Here is a 19,078-nt window from a genome sequence, read left to right on the forward strand (position 1 = left end):
CGGCGTTTACCACCAGCGATGGAAGTGATGGACCGGGCCGACGCCGTGGCCGACGTCGAGCCGGCCGCTCGCGGCGATCGCGCCGGTCAGGTAGACCTTCGCTTCGCGTACCGCGCTGTCGAGATCGGGCTGCTGCGGCAGTAGCGCGGCGATCGCCGACGACAGCGTGCAGCCCGTGCCGTGCGTGTTGCTGGCCGGCACGCGGGTGCCGTCGAACCGCACCGTATGCGTCGCATCGACGAGCCAGTCGGGGCTCGCTGCCGCGTCGGGCAGGTGGCCGCCTTTCATCAGCACGGCGTGCGCGCCGGTCTGCAGCAGCGCGTGGCCCTGCCGGACCATGTCGTCTTCGGTCGTCGCGGGCGTATCGCCGAGCAGGGCGGCCGCTTCCGGCAGGTTCGGCGTGACGACGGTCGCGAGCGGCAGCAGCGCGTCGCGCAGCGCATCGACGGCGTCGGGCGCGAGCAGCGCGTGCGAACTCTTCGAAATCATCACCGTATCGAGCACGACGAAGCGCGGCGCGTAACGCCGCAGCGCGTCGGCCACCGCGTGCACGATCGCCGCGTTCGCGAGCATGCCGATCTTGACCGCGTCGATGCGGATGTCGTCGAACACCGCGTCGAGCTGCGCGGTCACGAACGCGGCGTCCGGCGCGTGCACGCCGCTCACGCCGCGCGTGTTCTGCGCGGTCAGCGCGGTGATCACGCTCGCGCCGTACGCGCCGAGCGCGGAGAAGGTCTTGAGGTCGGCCTGGATACCTGCGCCGCCGCCCGAGTCGGAGCCGGCGATCGTCAGGACGTTGGGTATCGGGTGCGTCATGATGGCAAGGCGCCGGTGCGAAGACCGGCGCCGACGGACGGAAACCGGAAGTGTAGCGTCAGTGCCGCGATTCGCCGATCAGCGCGACCGAGTCGAACTGACGCTGGTTCGCCTGGTGGCGGCGCATCACGAGCCACATCGTCAGGCAGACGAACGTGCCGAACAGCACGATCACGACGCCGACCGGCACGTCGAGCCAGACCAGCACCGCATACAGGCACAGCATCACGAGCACCGACAGGTTCTCGTTGAAGTTCTGCACCGCGATCGAGTGGCCGGCCGACAGCAGCACGTGACCGCGATGCTGCAGCAGCGCGTTCATCGGAACCACGAAATAGCCCGACAGCGCGCCGACGCAGACCAGGAAGATGTACGCGACGATCAGGTACACCGGCATGCGCAGGTGGCCGAAGTGCACGGCCCAGTGCGACGGGAACAGGTCGCGCGTGTAGAACGCCATCAGCATGACCGCGATGCCCATGATGATGCCGACGGGCAGGACAGTGAGCGACTTCTTCAGCGGGATTCGCGCGGCGGCGGCGATCGCGCCGCCCGCGACGCCGACCGCCACCACGGCCTGCAGGATCGCGCCTTCGGACAGCGACATGTTGAGCGAGACTTCGGCCCACTTCAGCACGATGAACTGCAGCGTCGCGCCCGCGCCCCAGAACAGCGTCGTGACCGCGAGCGAGATCTGGCCGAGCTTGTCGCGCCAGAGCACCATGAAACAGTCGGCGAAATCGGTGAGGAGCTTGACCGGGCCGCGCTCCTGCTTCGGGTAGCGCGCGCCGGTATCGGGAATCCGCAGGTTGAAGATGGCGGCGATCACGTAGATTGCCATGATGATCGCCATCGCTGCTTCGGCGGGCGTGCTGATCCAGGCGGGCGTGTGCGCGATCACGTGCGACGCGATGTGCGGGCTGATCAGCGCACCGCCGAGCACGGTGCCGAGGATGATCGAGCTGACAGTCGTGCCTTCGATCCAGCCGTTCGCGGCGACGAGCCGGTCGGCCGGCAGCAACTCGGTCAGAATGCCGTATTTCGCGGGCGAGTAGGCCGCGGCGCCGAACCCGACGATCCCGTACGCGATCAGCGGGTGGGCGCCGAACAGCATGATCAGGCAGCCGACCACCTTGATCGAGTTGGTGATGAACATCACGCGCCCCTTCGGACGCGAATCGGCGAACGCACCGACATAAGCCGCCAGCACCACATAGGACAACACGAAGAACAGCTTGAGCAGCGGTGTCATCCAGTTGGGGGCGTGGAGGTCTTTCAGCAGGGCGATGGCGGCGATGAGAAGCGCATTGTCGGCCAACGACGAGAAAAACTGCGCGGCCATGATGGTGTAAAAACCTTTTTTCATCTGATGCGATGCTTTCGTCGCTGCGGCAGGGCCGCGTAGGCCGCCTGGTATGCGATCGGCTTATTCCGTTCGAAATGGGTTGTGCGCACGGCTTTATAACATGAAAATACGCCAGTTCGGACTAGCAAGATTCCCCGATCGTTCCGCAAATTGTCGGCTTCAGTGCTCAAAAGGCGCGGTAAGCTGATGATTCGCAAGCGTCTTTACGTAAATTTCCCATGCCGCGCCCGATCTCCGCCACCATCCATACCGCCGCTCTCGCGAACAATCTCTCCGTCGTCCGCCGGTTTGCCGGCCCGTCCAAGGTCTGGGCGGTCGTCAAGGCCAACGCGTACGGCCACGGTCTCGCGCGTGCGTTTCCGGGCCTGCGCGGCACCGACGGCTTCGGCCTGCTCGACCTCGACGAGGCCGTGAAGTTGCGCGAGCTCGGCTGGGCCGGCCCGATCCTGCTGCTCGAAGGTTTCTTCCGTTCGACCGACATCGACGTGATCGACCGCTACAGCCTGACGACCACCGTCCACAACGACGAACAGATGCGGATGCTGGAGACGGCGCGGCTGTCGAAGCCCGTCAACGTGCAGCTCAAGATGAACAGCGGGATGAACCGGCTCGGTTACACGCCGGAAAAATATCGCGCCGCGTGGGAGCGTGCCCGCGCGTGCCACGGCATCGGCCAGATCACCTTGATGACCCATTTTTCGGACGCCGACAACGCGCGCGGCGTCGCCGACCAGCTCGCGACATTCGAGCGCGGCGCGGAAAACATCGCCGGGGCGCGCAGCGTCGCGAATTCGGCGGCCGTGCTGTGGCATCCGGATACCCACTTCGACTGGGTGCGGCCGGGGATCATGCTGTACGGCGCGTCGCCGTCGGGGCTGTCGGCCGATATCGCCGACTCGGGGCTGAAGCCCGCGATGACGCTCGCGTCCGAGCTGATCGCGGTTCAGACGATCGCGAAGGGGCAGGCGATCGGCTATGGCTCGACGTTCTCCGCGCAAACGCAGATGCGCATCGGCGTCGTCGCGTGCGGCTACGCGGACGGTTATCCGCGCGTCGCGCCCGAAGGCACGCCGGTGATCGTCGACGGGATCCGCACGCGGATCGTCGGGCGCGTGTCGATGGACATGATTACCGTCGACCTGACCCCGTGCCCGCAGGCCGGTGTCGGCGCGCGGGTCGAGCTGTGGGGCACCGCGCTGCCGATCGACGACGTCGCGCGCCATTGCGGGACCATCGGCTATGAACTGATGTGCGCGGTCGCTGGCCGCGTACCGGTGCGCGCGGAATAAGGGCAGTTCGCGTGGCCAAACAGAAAACCGTCTACGTCTGCAGCGAGTGCGGCGGACAAACCCCGAAGTGGCAGGGGCAATGCCCGTCGTGCCAGGCCTGGAACACCCTCGTCGAATCGGTCGCCGAGTCGCCGGCCGCCCATCGCTTCCAGTCGCTCGCGAAGCGGGCGCCGGTGCAGCGGCTCGTCGACATCGAGGCGGCCGACGTGCCGCGCTTCTCCACCGGCATCGGCGAATTCGATCGCGTGCTGGGCGGCGGGCTGGTGCCGGGAGGCGTCGTGCTGATCGGCGGCGATCCGGGCATCGGCAAGTCGACGCTGCTGCTGCAGTCGCTCGCGGACATCGCGAACGAGCGGCGCGCACTCTATATCAGCGGTGAGGAATCGGCCGCGCAGATCGCGTTGCGCGCGCAACGGCTCGCGCTGCTCGATGGCGGCGCGCCGGCGGCCGAGCTCAAGCTGCTCGCGGAGATCCAGCTCGAGAAGATCCAGGCCGCGATCGACGCGGAACGCCCGGACGTCGCCGTCATCGACTCGATCCAGACCGTCTATTCGGAAGCGCTGACGTCGGCGCCCGGCTCGGTCGCGCAGGTGCGCGAATGCGCGGCGCAGCTCACGCGCATCGCGAAGCAGTCCGGCACCGCGATCATCATGGTCGGACACGTGACGAAGGAGGGCAACCTCGCGGGCCCGCGCGTGCTCGAGCACATCGTCGACACGGTGCTGTACTTCGAGGGCGACACCCATTCGTCGTTCCGGCTCGTGCGCGCGTTCAAGAACCGCTTCGGCGCGGTCAACGAGCTCGGCGTGTTCGCGATGACCGAGCGCGGGCTGCGCGGCGTCGCGAACCCGTCCGCGCTGTTCCTGTCGCAGCACGAGCAGGTCGTGCCGGGCTCCTGCGTGCTCGTCACGCAGGAGGGCACGCGCCCGCTGCTCGTCGAAGTCCAGGCACTCGTCGACACGGCGCACGTGCCGAACCCGCGCCGGCTCGCGGTCGGCCTCGAGCAGAACCGGCTGGCGATGCTGCTCGCTGTTCTGCACCGGCACGCGGGCATCGCGTGTTTCGACCAGGACGTGTTCCTGAACGCGGTGGGCGGCGTGAAGATCACCGAGCCGGCCGCCGACCTCGCGGTGCTGCTCGCGATCCATTCGTCGATGCGCAACAAGGCGCTGCCGAAGGGCCTGATCGTGTTCGGCGAAGTGGGGCTGGCAGGCGAGATCCGGCCGTCCCCGCGCGGGCAGGAGCGGCTGCGCGAGGCGGCGAAGCTCGGTTTCACCGCCGCGCTGATCCCGAAGGCGAATGCGCCGAAGCAGCCGATCGAAGGGCTGAATGTGATGGCCGTCGAGCGGATCGAGCAGGCGATCGACCGCGTGCGCGATCTCGAATGACCGGGCGTGGCCGGCGCCGTGCGTGCCGGCCGGCCGCGATGTGTCGCGTAATTCGCTGTAAAGAATATGTAGGCTTCTGTAACCCGCCGGACATCGCTTTTCCCTATCCTTTGCCGGGTTGTCGAACCGCGCAATGCGAAGGGAACCTATGTTGAAACAGTATGGGGAAGCGCCGAGCGGACGCCTTTACAACCTGCGCGGCTGCCGCGTATCGGAGCCGATCGTCCAGCCGTGGGGCGGCGGATGCCGGATCGTCGAGTGGATCGACGACGAAGGGCGTCTCGCGCGCCGGGTCGTGTCCGAGGACGTGACGGAAGCGGAGGTCGCCGCGGCGATCCGCCGGCCGACCGAAGGGCGCCGTCACCTGATGAGCGATGACGAGCAGATGCCGCGCGATACGTTGCCGCGGCGTTGAACAGAAGTCGGGTTTGGCATACGGCCGACCTGAAAACGACAGCCGAATCCACGACAAAGAGGCCGGGCCAGGGCGCCCGGCCTTGTCGTTTCCAGGCCTGGCACGGCAGGCGGGGTCGCGGCACGTTCACGCCCCCGCGGATGCCGCGCTGCCGATCAAGCGACCGGCTGGTGGCGCCCGGGCCGCGTTCAGCCGATCTGCTCGAGCTCTTCCTGGACGGCGAGCCAGTCGGCCTCGACCGTCTCGAGCCGGGTATTGACCTCACCGAGCTTGCGGATCGCCTCGGTCAGTTCCGTCTTGCGCGCGGCCTCGTAGCTCGCCGGATCGGAGACGAACGTGTCGAGGCGTGCCTTCTCCGCGTGCAGCGTTTCCATTTCCTTTTCGAGCTTCGTGATGCGGTTCTGCAGCGGCTTCTTCAGTTGCGACAGGCGCTGGCGCTCCTCGGCCGCCTGGCGCTTCTGATCCTTGCGGTTGATGCCCGGATCCGCGCCCGCCGCGGCCGCGCTGTCGGCCTTCGCGGCCGCGCGCTGCTCGGCGGCGTGCTGCAGCAGCCAGTCGCGGTAGTCGTCGAGGTCGCCGTCGAACGGCTGCAGACGGTGCTTCGCGACCAGCATGAACTGGTCGGTGGTTGCGCGCAGCAGGTGGCGGTCGTGCGAAACGAGGATCAGCGTGCCTTCGAACTGCGCGAGCGCCATCGTCAGCGCGTGACGCGTTTCGAGGTCGAGGTGGTTGGTCGGTTCGTCGAGCAGCAGCAGGTTCGGCTTCTGCCAGATGATCAGCGCGAGCGCAAGCCGTGCCTTCTCGCCGCCGGAGAACGGGCCGACCGGGCTCGTCGCCATGTCGCCCGAGAAATTGAAGCCGCCGAGGAAGTCGCGCAGTTCCTGCTCGCGCGTATCCGGTGCGAGCCGTGCGAGATGCGCGAGCGGCGAATCGTCTTCGCGCAGCGTTTCGAGCTGGTGCTGCGCGAAATAGCCGATCGTCAGCCCCTTGCCGTCGCGCACGTGGCCCGACAGCGGCGCGAGCGTGCCGGCCAGCGTCTTGATCAGTGTCGACTTGCCCTGGCCGTTCGCGCCGAGCAGGCCGATGCGCTGGCCGTTCTGGATCGACAGCGCGACGCGCTCGACGATCGGGATGTCGGTGCCGTCGTCGGCATGGTAGCCGCAGCGGACGTCTTCCATCACCATCATCGGGTTCGGCGCGGCGTCGGGCGTGCGGAATTCGAACGTGAACGGCGACGCGATGTGCGCGGGCGCGATCAGTTCCATCTTCTCGAGCGCCTTCATCCGGCTCTGCGCCTGCTTGGCCTTGGTCGCCTTCGCCTTGAAGCGGTCGACGAAGCTCTGCAGGTGCTCGATCGTCTTCTGCTGCTTTTCGTATGCGTTTTGCTGCAGCGCCAGTTGCTGCGCACGCAGTACCTCGAACTGCGAGTAATTGCCGCCGTAGCGCTTCACCTGGCGATTTTCCAGGTGCAGCGTGACGTTGCAGATCGAGTCGAGGAATTCGCGGTCGTGCGAGATCACGACGAGCGTGCCGGCGTAGCGGTGCAGCCAGTCCTCGAGCCAGACGATTGCGTCGAGGTCGAGGTGGTTGGTCGGTTCGTCGAGCAGCAGCAGGTCGGAGCGGCACATCAGCGCCTGCGCGAGGTTCAGGCGCATGCGCCAGCCGCCGGAGAAGCTGGCGACCGACTCGCGCGTCTGCGCGAGCGTGAAGCCGAGGCCGAGCAGCAGCGCTTCGGCGCGCGCCGGTGCGGTATAGCCGTCGGCGTCGGCGAACGCCGCGTGCGCGTCGGCTTCGGCCGCGCCGTCATGCGCGGCCGAGGCGGCGGCGATGCGCGCTTCGATCTCGCGCAGCGCGGTGTCGCCGTCGAGCGTGTAGTCGAGCGCCGAACGGTCGACCGCGGGCGTTTCCTGAGACACGTGGGCGATCCGCCACGACGGCGGCATCGAGAAATCGCCGGCGTCGGAATGCAACTCGCCGCGCAGGACCGAGAACATCGTCGATTTGCCGGCGCCGTTCGCGCCGATCAGGCCGGCCTTCTCGCCGGGATTGAGCACGAACGAGGCCGACTCGAACAGCGGCTTGGTGCCGCGCGCAAGGCTGAACTGATTGAAACGGATCACGGCGGGAATGACTGACCAAAACCGCTATTCTAGACTGCGCGCGCGTCGCTCCGGATATCGGCCGAACGGCCGGTGTCGCAGCGGCGCGATTTCGCCTAGACTCCACGTCGATCCGGTTTCGTAAAAGGAGTGCCCGATGTCCACCCTGTATTCCTTCAGCGCCGAGACGCTCGCCGGTGAGCCGGCGTCGCTCGATGCGTATCGCGGCAAGGTGCTGCTGATCGTCAATACCGCGAGCGAGTGCGGCTTCACGCCGCAGTATGCGGGCCTGCAGAAGCTGTACGAGCAGTACGCGGCGCGCGGCTTCTTCGTGCTCGGCTTTCCGTGCAACCAGTTCGGCAAGCAGGAGCCGGGTGACGCCACGCAGATCGGCGCGTTCTGCGAGCGCAACTACGGCGTTACGTTCCCGATGTTCGCGAAGATCGACGTGAAGGGCGACCACGCGCATCCGCTGTACCGCTACCTGACCGACGAGGCACCCGGCATCCTCGGTCTCAAGGCGATCAAGTGGAACTTCACGAAGTTCCTGGTCGACCGCGACGGGCGGATCGTCAAGCGCTATGCGCCGTCGACGAAGCCCGAGGAAATCGCCGCGGATATCGACAAGCTGCTGTAACGCCGTGAAGTGGCGAGCGGCCGTCCGGACCGAACCGGTCACAACCGCGGCGGCGGGCCGAACGGTGCGAGAGCGTGCGCCGCCATGCGGGCGGCGCGCGGGCGGCGTTCGCGCGAGCGCTACAGGATCGGCGCGAACAGGCGCGCGACGTGCATCGCGATGCGCCGCCACGCGGGCGAGTGCCGATACTCGTTCGCATCGACCTCGTAGGCCTGCGCGAAATCGGCATCGAGCATCGCCTCGACCTCGCCGGCGAACGTGCGATCGACGGTCAGCACCATGATTTCGAAGTTCAGCCGGAACGAGCGGTTGTCGAGATTTGCGCTGCCGATCGCGGCGGCGATGCGGTCGATCAGCACGACCTTCTGGTGCAGGAAGCCGGGCCGGTAGCGGAACACCTTGACGCCTGCGTCGACGAGATCGCGCGCATACAGCTTCGACGCCTCGAACACGACGTAGTGGTCGCGCCGGCTCGGGATCAGGATGCGCACGTCGACGCCGCGCATCACCGCGAGCTTCAGCGCGGCGATCACCGCTTCGTCGGGCACGAGGTACGGCGTCGTGATCCAGACCCGTTCGCGCGCGGCGTTGATCGCCTCGACGAAGAACAGCGAGCCGGTTTCCTGCTTGTCGGCCGGCCCCATCGGCACGGCGAGGCAATGCATCGCGTCGTCGGGCAGTGCCTCCGGCGGCGCGGCGGGCGGCGGCAGCGTCTGCGTGGCCCAGTGCCAGTCTTCGGCGAACACGTACTGAATGCTCGCGACCACCGGGCCGCGGATCTCGATATGGGTGTCGCGCCACGGCGACAGGCGCGGGTTCGCGCCGAGATACTCGACGCCGACGTTGTGTCCGCCGACGAACGCGCGATTGCCGTCGACGACGACGATCTTGCGATGGTTGCGGAAGTTGAGCTGGAAGCGGTTGACGAACTTGCGGTGGGTGGCGAACGGATGGACCTCGACGCCGCCGCGGCGCAGCGTGTCGACGTAGCCGTGCGGCAGGTCGAAGCTGCCGATGCTGTCGTACAGCAGGTAGCAGCGCACGCCGGCCGCCGCGCGTGCGAGCAGCGCGTCGAGCAGCATCTGGCCGAGCGCGTCGTCGCGCACGATGAAGAACTGGACGACCACGTAATCGCGCGCGGCGTCGATCGCCGACAGGATCGCCGAGAAGGTCGCCTCGCCGTTGACGAGCGTGCGCACCGCATTGCCGCCGACGAACGGCATCCCGCCGAGCCGCGTGAGCGCGAGCACGGCGGCCCGGCCGATCGCATCGGCGGCCGGGCCGTCGGTTGCGTCCGCATCGAGCCACCGCGCGCGCGGCGTGTGCGTGCGTAACGCTTCCATCTCGTGGCGCCGCGCGTCGACGTAGCCGGAGAACTTGCTGCGGCCGAGGAACAGGTAGGGGATGAGCGTCAGGTACGGCATCGCGGCGAGCGACACGGCCCACGCGATCGCGCCTTGCGACGTTCGCGTGTTCATGATCGCGTGACACGCCGCGATGATCCCGAGCACATGGATGGCCAGGATCAGGGTGCCGAGATGTAGCCAGTCGAGGGTCATAGGCGCGTGACGGACTCCTGAAGTCGTGCGGCGCGACAGCCGCTACGCGCATCTTACCCAACCGTGCGGGACAGCGGTGTGCCGTGCCGCACGGTTCGGTCGCGGCGCGCCGTCAGGCCTTGCGCGGCAGGTCCGACGCCTGGATCAGGAACACGGTGTCGTCGCCCGCGCTGGTGGGCAGCCACGTGAGCTCGAGGCCGCCGAACGCGGCTTCGACGTGCTCGCGCTCGTTGCCGATCTCGACCACGAGTACGCCGTCGTCGTGCAGCCACTTGTGCGCTTCCGCGATGATTCGCCGCACGATGTCCATCCCGTCGTCGCCGCCCGCGAGCGCCATCTCCGGCTCGTGCCGGTACTCGGGCGGCAGCGCCGCCATCGACGTTGCGTTCACGTACGGCGGGTTCGTCAGGATCACGTCGTAGCGCGTGTCGGGTTCCGCGCGGAACGCGGGCAGCGGCGCGTAGAGGTCGCCGTGATGCAGTGTGATGCGATCGTCGAGGCCGTAGTCGCGCACGTTGATCTCGGCGACTTCGAGCGCCTTGTCGGACAGGTCGACCGCGTCGATCTCGGCATTCGGGAACGCGCTGGCCGCGAGGATCGCGAGGCAGCCCGAACCGGTGCACAGCTCGAGTACTGCGCCGACCTGCTCGGGGTCGGCGACATACGGCTGCAGCCCGTCGTCGAGCAGCTCGCCGATGAACGAGCGCGGCACGATCACGCGCTCGTCGACGTAGAAGCGGTGGCCGTGCATCCACGCTTCGTGCGTGAGGTACGCGGCCGGCACGCGGTCCGTCGCGCGCCGTTCGATCACCGCGAGCACGGCCGCGATTTCGTCGGGCAGCAGGCGGGCATCGAGGAACGGCTCGAGCGTGTCGAGCGGCAGGTCGAGCGTGTGCAGCACGAGGTAGGCGGCTTCGTCGTACGCGTTGTCCGAGCCATGGCCGAATGCGAGCTTCGCCTTCGAGAAGCGCGAGACCGCATAGCGCAGCAGGTCGCGAACAGTTGCAAAAGGTGTCGTCATGCGAGGCTCCATCAGGCGATCAGTTGTTCGAGCACGCGGCGGTACACGTTCTTCAGCGGGTCGACGAAGCGCACGTCGATGTGCTCGTCGATCTTGTGGATGCTGCCGTTCGGCGGGCCGAACTCGATCACCTGCGGGCAGATGCGCGCGATGAAGCGCCCGTCGGACGTGCCGCCCGTCGTCGACAGCTCGGTCGTGAGGCCGGTCTCGGCGCGGATCGCGTTCTCCAGCGCGTTCGACAGGTCGCCGCGCGGCGTGAGGAACGGCAGGCCGCTCACCGACCACTTCAGCGTGTATTCGAGGCCGTGCTTGTCGAGGATCGCATGCACGCGTGCCTGCAGGCCCTCGACGGTGCTCGCCGTCGAAAAGCGGAAGTTGAACATCAGGTCCGCGTGGCCGGGAATCACGTTGGTCGCGCCGGTGCCCGCGTGCAGGTTCGACACCTGCCAGGTGGTCGGCGGGAAGTATTCGTTGCCTTCGTCCCACTGTTCGGCGGCGAGCTCGGCAAGTGCCGGCGCGAGCAGGTGGATCGGGTTCTTCGCGAGGTGCGGGTAAGCGATGTGGCCCTGCACGCCCTTGACGATCAGTTCGCCCGACATCGAGCCGCGGCGGCCGTTCTTCACGACGTCGCCGAGTTCGGCGGTCGAGGTGGGCTCGCCGACGATGCAGTAGTCGAGGCGTTCGCCGCGCGCTTCGAGCAACTCGACGACCTTCACGGTGCCGTCGGTGGCCGGGCCTTCCTCGTCGCTCGTGATCAGGAACGCGATCGCGCCGCGGTGGCCGGGGTGGGCCGCGACGAATTCCTCGGAGGCGACGACGAACGCCGCGAGCGACGTCTTCATGTCGGCCGCGCCGCGGCCGTACAGCTTGCCGTCGCGATGCGCGGGAATGAACGGCGGCGAGGTCCACTGCTCGAGCGGACCGGTCGGCACGACGTCGGTGTGGCCCGCGAATGCGAGCAGCTTGCCGTCGCGGCCGTCGGCGCCGCGCTTGACGGCCCACAGGTTGGTCACGCCGTGCGACGCGATGGTCTCGCATTCGAAGCCGAGCGCGACGAGGCGCTCGGTCATGATCTGCTGGCAATGCTGGTCGTCGGGCGTGACGGATGCGCGGGCGATCAGCTGTTCGGTAAGGGCTAGGGTGGCGGACATGGTTCGGACCACTTTCGATAAAAAATGCCGGCGCGGTGGCCGGCAGCGACGAGACGTCGGGCTGCGCCCGCGGGCGCAGCGCGGGCGGCCCTAGGCGGCAAACAGCGCCGCGTACTGGTCGGCCACGAAGCCGAGCGATTTCACGCGGCCGTTGACGACGAGCACGGGACGCTTGATGACCGACGGCTTGTGGATCATCAGCGCGACCGCGCCGGACTTCGTTTCCGCGGCCGCCTTCATGGCGTCGTCCAGGCCGCGCCACGTCGTGCCGCGCTTGTTCACGAGCGCGTCGAGCGACACGTCCTTCAGCCAGTCCTCGACGAGCGGTGTGCTGACGCCGAGCTTCTTGAAGTCGTGAAACTCGAACTCGACGCCGTGATCGTCGAGCCACACGCGGGCCTTCTTCACGGTGTCGCAGTTCGGAATGCCGTAGACGACCACGGTGCGCGGCTTGGCCATCAGTCGCCTCGCAGCAGCTCGTTCAGGCCGACCTTCGCGCGGGTCTTCGCGTCGACCTTCTTCACGATCACGGCGCAGTACAGGCTGTGCGAGCCGTCCTTCGACGGCAGGTTGCCGGCGACGACGACCGAGCCGGCCGGGATGCGGCCGTAGCTGACTTCGCCCGTTTCGCGATCGTAGATCTTGGTGCTCTGGCCGAGGTACACGCCCATCGAGATCACCGAGTTCTCCTCGACGATCACGCCTTCGACGACTTCCGAGCGCGCGCCGATGAAGCAGTTGTCTTCGATGATGACCGGGTTCGCCTGCAGCGGCTCGAGCACGCCGCCGATGCCGACGCCACCCGACAGGTGCACGTTCTTGCCGATCTGCGCGCACGAACCGACCGTGGCCCACGTGTCGACCATCGTGCCTTCGTCGACGTACGCGCCGATGTTGGTGTACGACGGCATCAGCACGACGTTCTTCGCGATGAACGAGCCGCGGCGCGCGATGGCCGGCGGCACGACGCGGAAGCCGCCCGCGGCGAAGTCTTCAGCCGTGTAGTTCGCGAACTTCGACGGCACCTTGTCGTAGAACTGCGAGTAGCCGCCGGCGGGCATCGGGGCGTTGTCCTCCAGGCGGAACGACAGCAGCACGGCCTTCTTCAGCCACTGGTGCACGGTCCAGTTGCCGTCGATCTTCTCGGCAACGCGCAGCGCGCCTTTGTCGAGCTGCTCGATCGCGTGCGCGACGGCTTCGCGGACGTCGGCGGGCGCGGCCTTCGGCGACAGCTCGGCGCGGTTGTCCCAGGCGGTATCGATGATTTGCTGAAGTTGTTGCGACATGTTCGTTTTCGCAGGAGATGAATGGAATTGATCGGGATGGACGTCTTACCGCGCGAGAGCCCGGCAGAAATCGACGATGCGTTGCGCGCCCTCGACGCATTCGGGGGTGCCCGCGACGAGCGCGATCCGGATGAAATCGCGGCCCGGATTCGTGCCGTGCGCGTCGCGCGCCAGGTACGAGCCGGGCAGAACCGTCACATTATAGTCGGCGTACAGGCGGCGGGCGAACTCGGTGTCCGACAGGCCGGTGCGCGCGACGTTGGCCCACAGGTAGAACGCGGCGTCGGGCAGCTTCACGTCGATCACGTCGGCCAGCATCGGCGTGACCGTGTTGAACTTCTGCAGGTACAGCGCGCGGTTCTCGCGCACGTGCGCCTCGTCGTTCCACGCGGCGATGCTCGCGTGCTGCCAGACCGGCGACAGCGCCGCGCCGTGGTACGTGCGGTACAGCAGGAATTTCTTCAGCAGCGCGGCGTCGCCGGCGACGAAGCCCGAGCGCATGCCCGGCACGTTCGAGCGCTTCGACAGGCTCGACAGCATCACGAGGCGTTCGAAGCCGCGGCCGAGGCGGTGCGCAGCCTCGAGGCCGCCGAGCGGCGGCGCCGCTTCGTCGAAATAGATTTCCGAATAGCACTCGTCGGACGCGATCACGAATCCGTGGCGGTCGGACAGCGCGAACAGTTCGCGCCAGTCGTCGAGCGTCAGCACGGCGCCCGTCGGGTTGCCCGGCGAGCACACGTACAGCAGCTGGGTGCGCGCCCAGACTTCATCGGGCACGGCCGCGTAGTCGCACGCGAAGTTGCGCGCCGGGTCGCTGTTCGCGAAATAGGGTTCGGCACCGGCCAGGAGCGCCGCGCCTTCGTAAATTTGATAGAAAGGATTCGGACAGAGTACGATCGCCTTCTTGCCGTCCGCGCCCGGGCGCGCGTCGATCACCGTCTGCGCGAGCGAGAACAGCGCCTCGCGCGACCCCGACACGGGCAGCACCTGGCTGGCCGGGTCGATCGCCGACAGCCCGTAGCGGCGTTCGAGCCAGTGCGCGATCGACGTGCGCAGCGCGTCCGAGCCGGCGGTGGCCGGGTACGACGCGAGGCCGTCGAGCGCGGCCACCACGGCGTCGCGGATCAGCGCCGGAGTCGGGTGCTTGGGCTCGCCGATGCCGAAGCTGATCGGTTTCAGGCCGGCGGAGGGCGTCACGTCCTTGAACAGGGCGCGCAGCTTTTCGAAGGGATAGGGCTGGAGCGAGTCGAGTCGAGGGTTCACGGGCGAAGCGGCCATCGCGGCCGGTTGGAGCGAAAAGGGCGGCGCAGGTGCCGCGCGGCTGCGAGCGGGCGCCGACGGCGCGCGGGTCGCAGCGGACGATTATAACGTGACGCAATGCGGTCACGGCCCGCCGGAACGGCGGCCGGGCCGGTCGAATAAAGGGTATCGAAGCAAATGAATAACGCGGTACGCGGCAGCCTGCCGACGCTGGCCATCCTGATCGGCGCCTCGGTATGGGGCCTGATCTGGTATCCGCTGCGGATCCTCGCATCGCTCGGTCTCACCGGCACGCTGGCGAGCGCGCTGACGAGCGCGGTCGCGTTCCTGCTCGTGATCGTCGTGCGGCACCGCACGATCGCGACGCTGCGCTGGCACTGGGTGCTGCCGGGCATCGCGATCACGGCCGGCGTGACCAACCTCGGCTTCGTATGGGGCACGATCCACGGCGAAGTGCTGCGCGTGATGCTGCTGTTCTACCTGACCCCGGCATGGACCGCCATCTACGCGCATTTCCTGCTGCGCGAGCGGCTGACCTGGGCAGGCGCGGGGCTCGCGGCGCTGTCGATCGGCGGCGCGATGCTGATGCTGTGGTCGCCGAAGCTCGGCGTGCCGCTGCCGGCCAACCCGGCCGAATGGGCCGGGCTCGCGGCCGGGCTCAGTTTCGCGATGAGCAACGTGCTCGTGATCAAGGCGAGCCGCGAGTTGCCGCAGATGCGCGCCGAGATGCGCACCGCGACGCTGTTCGGCGGCGCGGCGGTGTTCGGCGCGACCGCGTCGCTGTTCGAGGGGCTGCCTGCCGCGCCGGCGGGCGGCCAGCTCGGCATGGCCGCACTGATCATCGTCGCGATCGGCATGACGATGGCCGCGAATAACCTGCTCGTGCAATACGGGCTCGCGCGCGTGCCGGCGAACCGCGCGTCGATCATCATGCTGTTCGAGATCGTGATCACCGCGCTGTCCGCGTGGGTGTTCGCGAACGAACTGCCGAGCGCGCGCGAGTGGGCGGGCGGTGCGTGCATCGTGCTGGCGACGCTGCTGTCGAGCCGGGTCCATCGTGCCGCGCCGGCATCGGGCAAACCCGGCGGCGGGCGGGACGGCGCACGCGCGATGGTATGATGGAAGCCGTTTGCGGGGCCCAACGCTGGATGCGCGCGGCCCCGCTTTTGAATTCCGGGGCGCATCGCGCGCACGGGCCGTCCGGCCCCGCGCGTCGCGGCCCCGTCCGTTTCACACCTTCTTCACATCCGATACCGCCGTGCGTCTGAGCTCGATCAAACTCGCTGGCTTCAAATCCTTTGTCGATCCCACGCATTTCCAGGTTCCGGGCCAGCTTGTCGGCGTGGTGGGCCCGAACGGGTGCGGCAAGTCCAACATCATCGATGCCGTGCGCTGGGTGCTCGGCGAGTCGCGCGCGTCCGAGCTGCGCGGCGAGTCGATGCAGGACGTGATCTTCAACGGCTCGACCGCCCGCAAGCCCGGCAGCCGGGCAAGCGTGGAGCTGATCTTCGACAACTCCGACGGCCGCGCGGCCGGGCAGTGGGGCCAGTACGGCGAGATCGCCGTGAAGCGCGTGCTGACGCGCGACGGCACGTCGAGCTACTACATCAACAACCTGCCGGCGCGCCGCCGCGACATCCAGGACATCTTCCTCGGCACGGGCCTCGGCCCGCGTGCGTACGCGATCATCGGGCAGGGCATGATCGCGCGGATCATCGAGGCGAAGCCGGAAGAGCTGCGCGTGTTCCTCGAGGAAGCCGCGGGCGTGTCGAAGTACAAGGAACGCCGCCGCGAGACCGAGAACCGCCTGCACGACACGCGCGAGAACCTGACGCGCGTCGAGGACATCGTCCGCGAGCTCGGCGCGAACCTCGAGAAGCTCGAGGCGCAGGCCGTCGTCGCGACCAGGTACAAGGCGCTCGTCGCCGACGGCGAGGAGAAGCAGCGCCTGTTGTGGCTGCTGCGCAAGAACGAGGCCGCGGGCGAGCAGCAGAAGCAGCAGCGCGCGATCGAGCAGGCGCAGATCGACCTCGAGGCGCAGACGGCCAGGCTGCGCGAGGTCGAGTCGCAGCTCGAGACGCTGCGGGTCGCGCATTACTCGGCGAGCGACGCGATGCAGGGCGCGCAGGGCGCGCTCTACGAGGCGAACGCCGAAGTGAGCCGCCTCGAGGCCGAGATCAAGTTCATCGTCGAGTCGCGCAACCGGGTGCAGGCGCAGATCGCCGCGTTGAACGCGCAGCGTGAGCAATGGCGCGCGCAGGCCGAGAAGGCGCAGGACGAGCTCGAGGAAGCCGAAGAGGCGCGCGCGATGGCCGACGAGAAGGCCGCGCTCGCTGAAGACAACGCGGCCGCGAAACACGATGCGCTGCCGGCGCTCGAAGCGAAATGGCGCGATGCGCAGGCGCAGCTCAACGACGAGCGCGCGCGGATCGCGCAGACGGAACAGTCGCTGAAGCTCGAGGCCGCGCACCAGCGCAATGCCGACCAGCAGCTCCAGCAGCTTCAGCAGCGCCATGAGCGCCTGAAGTCCGAGGCGGGCGGGCTCGACGCACCGGACGAGGCGCAGCTCGAGGAGCTGCGCATGCAGCTCGCCGAGCAGGAAGAGGTCCTCGCCGAGGCACAGGCGCGTCTCGCCGATGCGCAGGAAGCGCTGCCGCGCCTCGACGGCGAACGCCGTGCCGCGCAGGAGCGCGTGCAGGCGGAAAGCGCGCAGATCCACCAGCTCGAGGCGCGGCTCGCCGCACTCAGGCAGCTGCAGGAGAACGTGCAGACCGAAGGCAAGATCCAGCCGTGGCTCGACAAGCACGAGCTCGGCGCGCTGCCGCGCCTGTGGAAGAAGCTGCATGTCGAACCGGGCTGGGAAGCGGCGCTCGAGGCCGTGCTGCGCGAGCGCCTTGCCGCGCTCGAAGTGTCGAATCTCGACTGGGTGAAGGCGTTCGCGACCGATGCGCCGCCCGCGAAGCTCGCGTTCTACGCGCCGCCCGCGGCCGGTGAGCCGCCGGCCGCCGCGGCCGGGCTGCGCCCGGTGCTGTCGCTCGTGCGCATCGACGATGCGGGCATCCGTGCGGTGCTGAACGACTGGCTCGGCAACGTGTACGTCGCCGACGACGTCGCGCAGGCGCTCGCGGCGCGCGCGCAACTGCCGGCAGGCGGCGCGTTCGTGGTCAAGGCCGGCCACATCGTCACGCGTGTCGGTGTGCAGTTGTACGCGGCCGATTCGGAGCAGGCCGGGATGCTGGCCCGCCAGCAGGAAATCGAGAACCTGACGCGCCAGGTGCGCGCGCAGGCGCTGCTCGCCGACGAGGCCCGCACGGCCGCCGTGCGGGCGGAGGCCGCGCACACGCAGGCCACCCAGGCGCTCGGCGACGTGCGTGCGCAGGCCGAGCGCGCGACGCAGCGCGTGCACGCGCTGCAGATGGACGTGCTGAAGCTCGCGCAGGCGCATGAACGCTACACGCAGCGCAGCACGCAGATCCGCGAGGAGCTCGAGGAAATCGGCGCGCAGATCGACGAGCAGCGCGCACTACGCGCGGAATCGGAAGCGAACTTCGAGCGCTTCGACGGCGAACTCGCGGAACTGCAGGCGCGCTTCGAGGACAACCAGCTCGCGTTCGAGGCGCTCGACGAATCGCTGACGCAGGCGCGCCAGGAAGCGCGCGACCTCGAGCGCGGCGCGAACGACGCGCGCTTCGCCGCGCGCAACGCGGTCACGCGGATCGACGAGCTCAAGCGCAGCATCCAGGTCGCGCACGAGCAGAGCGAGCGCGTTGCCGCGTCGCTGGAAGACGCGCGCGCCGAACTCGAGACGATCAACGAGCAGACCGCGCACACCGGCCTGCAGGACGCGCTCGAAATTCGCGCCGTGAAGGAAGAAGCGCTGCAGGCCGCGCGGATCGAACTCGACGACCTGACCGCGAAGCTGCGCGCATCGGACGAGCAGCGTCTCGTCGCCGAGCGCTCGCTGCAGCCGCTGCGCGACCGCATCACCGAACTGCAGCTGAAGGAGCAGGCCGCACGCCTGTCCGTCGAGCAGTTTGCCGAGCAGCTCACGGCGGCCGAGGTCGACGAGGCAGCGCTGCGCGAGAAGCTGACGCCGGACCTGAAGCCGGCGTACCTGCAGGGCGAGGTCACGCGCCTGAACAACGCGATCAACGCGCTGGGCCCGGTGAACATGGCCGCGCTCGACGAACTGAAGGCCGCGAGCGAGCGCAAGGTATTCCTCGATGCGCAGTCGGCCGACCTGACCGACGCGATCACGACGCTCGAGGATGCGATCCACAAGATCGACCAGGAAACCCGCACGCTGCTGCAGGGCACCTTCGACGAGGTCAACCGTCACTTCAGCGACCTGTTCCCGCGCCTGTTCGGCGGCGGCCAGGCGAAGCTGATCATGACGGGCGACGAGATCCTCGATGCGGGCGTGCAGGTGATGGCGCAGCCGCCGGGCAAGAAGAACGCGACCATCCACCTGCTGTCGGGCGGCGAGAAGGCGCTGACCGCCACCGCACTGGTGTTCGCGATGTTCCAGCTGAACCCGGCACCGTTCTGTCTGCTCGACGAGGTCGATGCGCCGCTCGACGACGCGAACACCGAGCGTTTCGCGAATCTCGTGCGCGCGATGTCCGACAAGACGCAGTTCCTCTTCATCTCGCACAACAAGATCGCGATGGAGATGGCGCAGCAACTGATCGGCGTGACGATGCAGGAGCAGGGCGTGTCGCGGATCGTCGCGGTGGACATGGAAACCGCCGCGGGCTTTGCCCAGAATTGACGTTTGACGAAACCGGACCG

The 19,078-nt window shown here is 68.1% G+C and carries 15 protein-coding genes; 6 read left to right on the plus strand and 9 right to left on the minus strand.

What is annotated here, in order from left to right; all coding sequences use genetic code 11:
* Positions 1–6: 6 nt before the first annotated feature.
* Positions 7–816, minus strand: coding sequence for a bifunctional hydroxymethylpyrimidine kinase/phosphomethylpyrimidine kinase (thiD, locus tag DIE21_RS33340; RefSeq protein ID WP_124501669.1), 810 nt, complete (start codon positions 814–816; stop codon positions 7–9).
* 58 nt (positions 817–874) lie between these two features.
* Positions 875–2,182, minus strand: a complete 1,308-nt coding sequence (gene lplT / locus DIE21_RS33345; protein ID WP_124501670.1) for a lysophospholipid transporter LplT — start codon at positions 2,180–2,182, stop codon at positions 875–877.
* A 218-nt stretch (positions 2,183–2,400) separates the two neighbouring features.
* Here lplT and alr point away from each other — a divergent pair, with 218 nt between their 5' ends.
* From alr to DIE21_RS33360, 3 genes are all read left to right on the plus strand, one after another.
* Positions 2,401–3,471, plus strand: coding sequence for an alanine racemase (gene alr, locus DIE21_RS33350; RefSeq protein ID WP_124501671.1), 1,071 nt, complete (start codon positions 2,401–2,403; stop codon positions 3,469–3,471).
* Between the two features lie 11 nt (positions 3,472–3,482).
* Positions 3,483–4,859 (plus strand): DNA repair protein RadA, encoded by a 1,377-nt coding sequence (radA, locus tag DIE21_RS33355; protein ID WP_124501672.1) that lies wholly within the window; start codon positions 3,483–3,485, stop codon positions 4,857–4,859.
* Positions 4,860–5,007: 148 nt separating this feature from the next.
* Positions 5,008–5,274, plus strand: coding sequence for a DUF2866 domain-containing protein (locus DIE21_RS33360; protein WP_124501673.1), 267 nt, complete (start codon positions 5,008–5,010; stop codon positions 5,272–5,274).
* Between the two features lie 188 nt (positions 5,275–5,462).
* On the opposite strand, the gene DIE21_RS33365 is transcribed toward DIE21_RS33360, so the two are convergent.
* Positions 5,463–7,394 carry an ATP-binding cassette domain-containing protein gene (locus tag DIE21_RS33365; protein ID WP_124501674.1) on the minus strand — a complete coding sequence of 644 codons (1,932 nt, stop codon included), beginning with the start codon at positions 7,392–7,394 and terminating at the stop codon, positions 5,463–5,465.
* Between the two features lie 136 nt (positions 7,395–7,530).
* Between DIE21_RS33365 and DIE21_RS33370 the strand changes: the two genes are divergently transcribed.
* Positions 7,531–8,010 (plus strand): glutathione peroxidase, encoded by a 480-nt coding sequence (locus DIE21_RS33370; protein WP_124501675.1) that lies wholly within the window; start codon positions 7,531–7,533, stop codon positions 8,008–8,010.
* Positions 8,011–8,129: 119 nt separating this feature from the next.
* Here the strand turns inward: DIE21_RS33370 and cls are convergent, their stop codons facing one another.
* The 6 genes from cls to dapC all read right to left on the minus strand — a co-directional run bounded on the left by cls (position 8,130) and on the right by dapC (position 14,305).
* On the minus strand, positions 8,130–9,569 hold the full coding sequence (cls, locus tag DIE21_RS33375; RefSeq protein ID WP_124501676.1) for a cardiolipin synthase: 1,440 nt from the start codon (positions 9,567–9,569) through the stop codon (positions 8,130–8,132).
* Between the two features lie 112 nt (positions 9,570–9,681).
* Positions 9,682–10,590, minus strand: coding sequence for a 50S ribosomal protein L3 N(5)-glutamine methyltransferase (prmB, locus tag DIE21_RS33380; protein ID WP_124501677.1), 909 nt, complete (start codon positions 10,588–10,590; stop codon positions 9,682–9,684).
* 11 nt (positions 10,591–10,601) lie between these two features.
* On the minus strand, positions 10,602–11,741 hold the full coding sequence (gene dapE, locus DIE21_RS33385) for a succinyl-diaminopimelate desuccinylase (RefSeq protein ID WP_124501678.1): 1,140 nt from the start codon (positions 11,739–11,741) through the stop codon (positions 10,602–10,604).
* Positions 11,742–11,831: 90 nt separating this feature from the next.
* Complete coding sequence (locus tag DIE21_RS33390) at positions 11,832–12,200, minus strand: ArsC family reductase (protein WP_124501679.1); 369 nt, start codon at positions 12,198–12,200, stop codon at positions 11,832–11,834.
* A complete protein-coding gene (gene dapD / locus DIE21_RS33395) occupies positions 12,200–13,027 on the minus strand; it encodes a 2,3,4,5-tetrahydropyridine-2,6-dicarboxylate N-succinyltransferase (protein ID WP_014896723.1) in 828 nt (275 codons plus the stop codon). The genes DIE21_RS33390 and dapD overlap by 1 nt, the downstream gene beginning before the upstream one ends.
* A gap of 45 nt (positions 13,028–13,072) precedes the next feature.
* Positions 13,073–14,305, minus strand: a complete 1,233-nt coding sequence (gene dapC, locus DIE21_RS33400; protein WP_124501680.1) for a succinyldiaminopimelate transaminase — start codon at positions 14,303–14,305, stop codon at positions 13,073–13,075.
* Positions 14,306–14,464: 159 nt separating this feature from the next.
* On the opposite strand from dapC, the gene DIE21_RS33405 reads away from it, so the two are divergent.
* Together DIE21_RS33405 and smc are read left to right on the plus strand one after the other, a co-directional pair.
* Entirely contained in the window at positions 14,465–15,406 is a 942-nt protein-coding gene (locus DIE21_RS33405) for a DMT family transporter (protein ID WP_124501681.1), read from the plus strand.
* Positions 15,407–15,545: 139 nt separating this feature from the next.
* Positions 15,546–19,058, plus strand: a complete 3,513-nt coding sequence (gene smc / locus DIE21_RS33410; protein WP_124501682.1) for a chromosome segregation protein SMC — start codon at positions 15,546–15,548, stop codon at positions 19,056–19,058.
* The last annotated feature ends 20 nt before the right edge of the window (positions 19,059–19,078 follow it).

Source organism: Burkholderia sp. Bp9140, from assembly GCF_003853425.1.
Taxonomy (GTDB): domain Bacteria; phylum Pseudomonadota; class Gammaproteobacteria; order Burkholderiales; family Burkholderiaceae; genus Burkholderia.

Coding starts and splice junctions, on each gene's coding strand:
- thiD (WP_124501669.1), bottom strand. CDS start 816: ATGACGCACCCGATACCCAACGTCCTGACGATCGCCGGCTCCGACTCG.
- lplT (WP_124501670.1), bottom strand. CDS start 2,182: ATGAAAAAAGGTTTTTACACCATCATGGCCGCGCAGTTTTTCTCGTCG.
- alr (WP_124501671.1), top strand. CDS start 2,401: ATGCCGCGCCCGATCTCCGCCACCATCCATACCGCCGCTCTCGCGAAC.
- DIE21_RS33360 (WP_124501673.1), top strand. CDS start 5,008: ATGTTGAAACAGTATGGGGAAGCGCCGAGCGGACGCCTTTACAACCTG.
- DIE21_RS33370 (WP_124501675.1), top strand. CDS start 7,531: ATGTCCACCCTGTATTCCTTCAGCGCCGAGACGCTCGCCGGTGAGCCG.
- cls (WP_124501676.1), bottom strand. CDS start 9,569: ATGACCCTCGACTGGCTACATCTCGGCACCCTGATCCTGGCCATCCAT.
- prmB (WP_124501677.1), bottom strand. CDS start 10,590: ATGACGACACCTTTTGCAACTGTTCGCGACCTGCTGCGCTATGCGGTC.
- dapE (WP_124501678.1), bottom strand. CDS start 11,741: ATGTCCGCCACCCTAGCCCTTACCGAACAGCTGATCGCCCGCGCATCC.
- DIE21_RS33390 (WP_124501679.1), bottom strand. CDS start 12,200: ATGGCCAAGCCGCGCACCGTGGTCGTCTACGGCATTCCGAACTGCGAC.
- dapD (WP_014896723.1), bottom strand. CDS start 13,027: ATGTCGCAACAACTTCAGCAAATCATCGATACCGCCTGGGACAACCGC.
- dapC (WP_124501680.1), bottom strand. CDS start 14,305: ATGGCCGCTTCGCCCGTGAACCCTCGACTCGACTCGCTCCAGCCCTAT.
- DIE21_RS33405 (WP_124501681.1), top strand. CDS start 14,465: ATGAATAACGCGGTACGCGGCAGCCTGCCGACGCTGGCCATCCTGATC.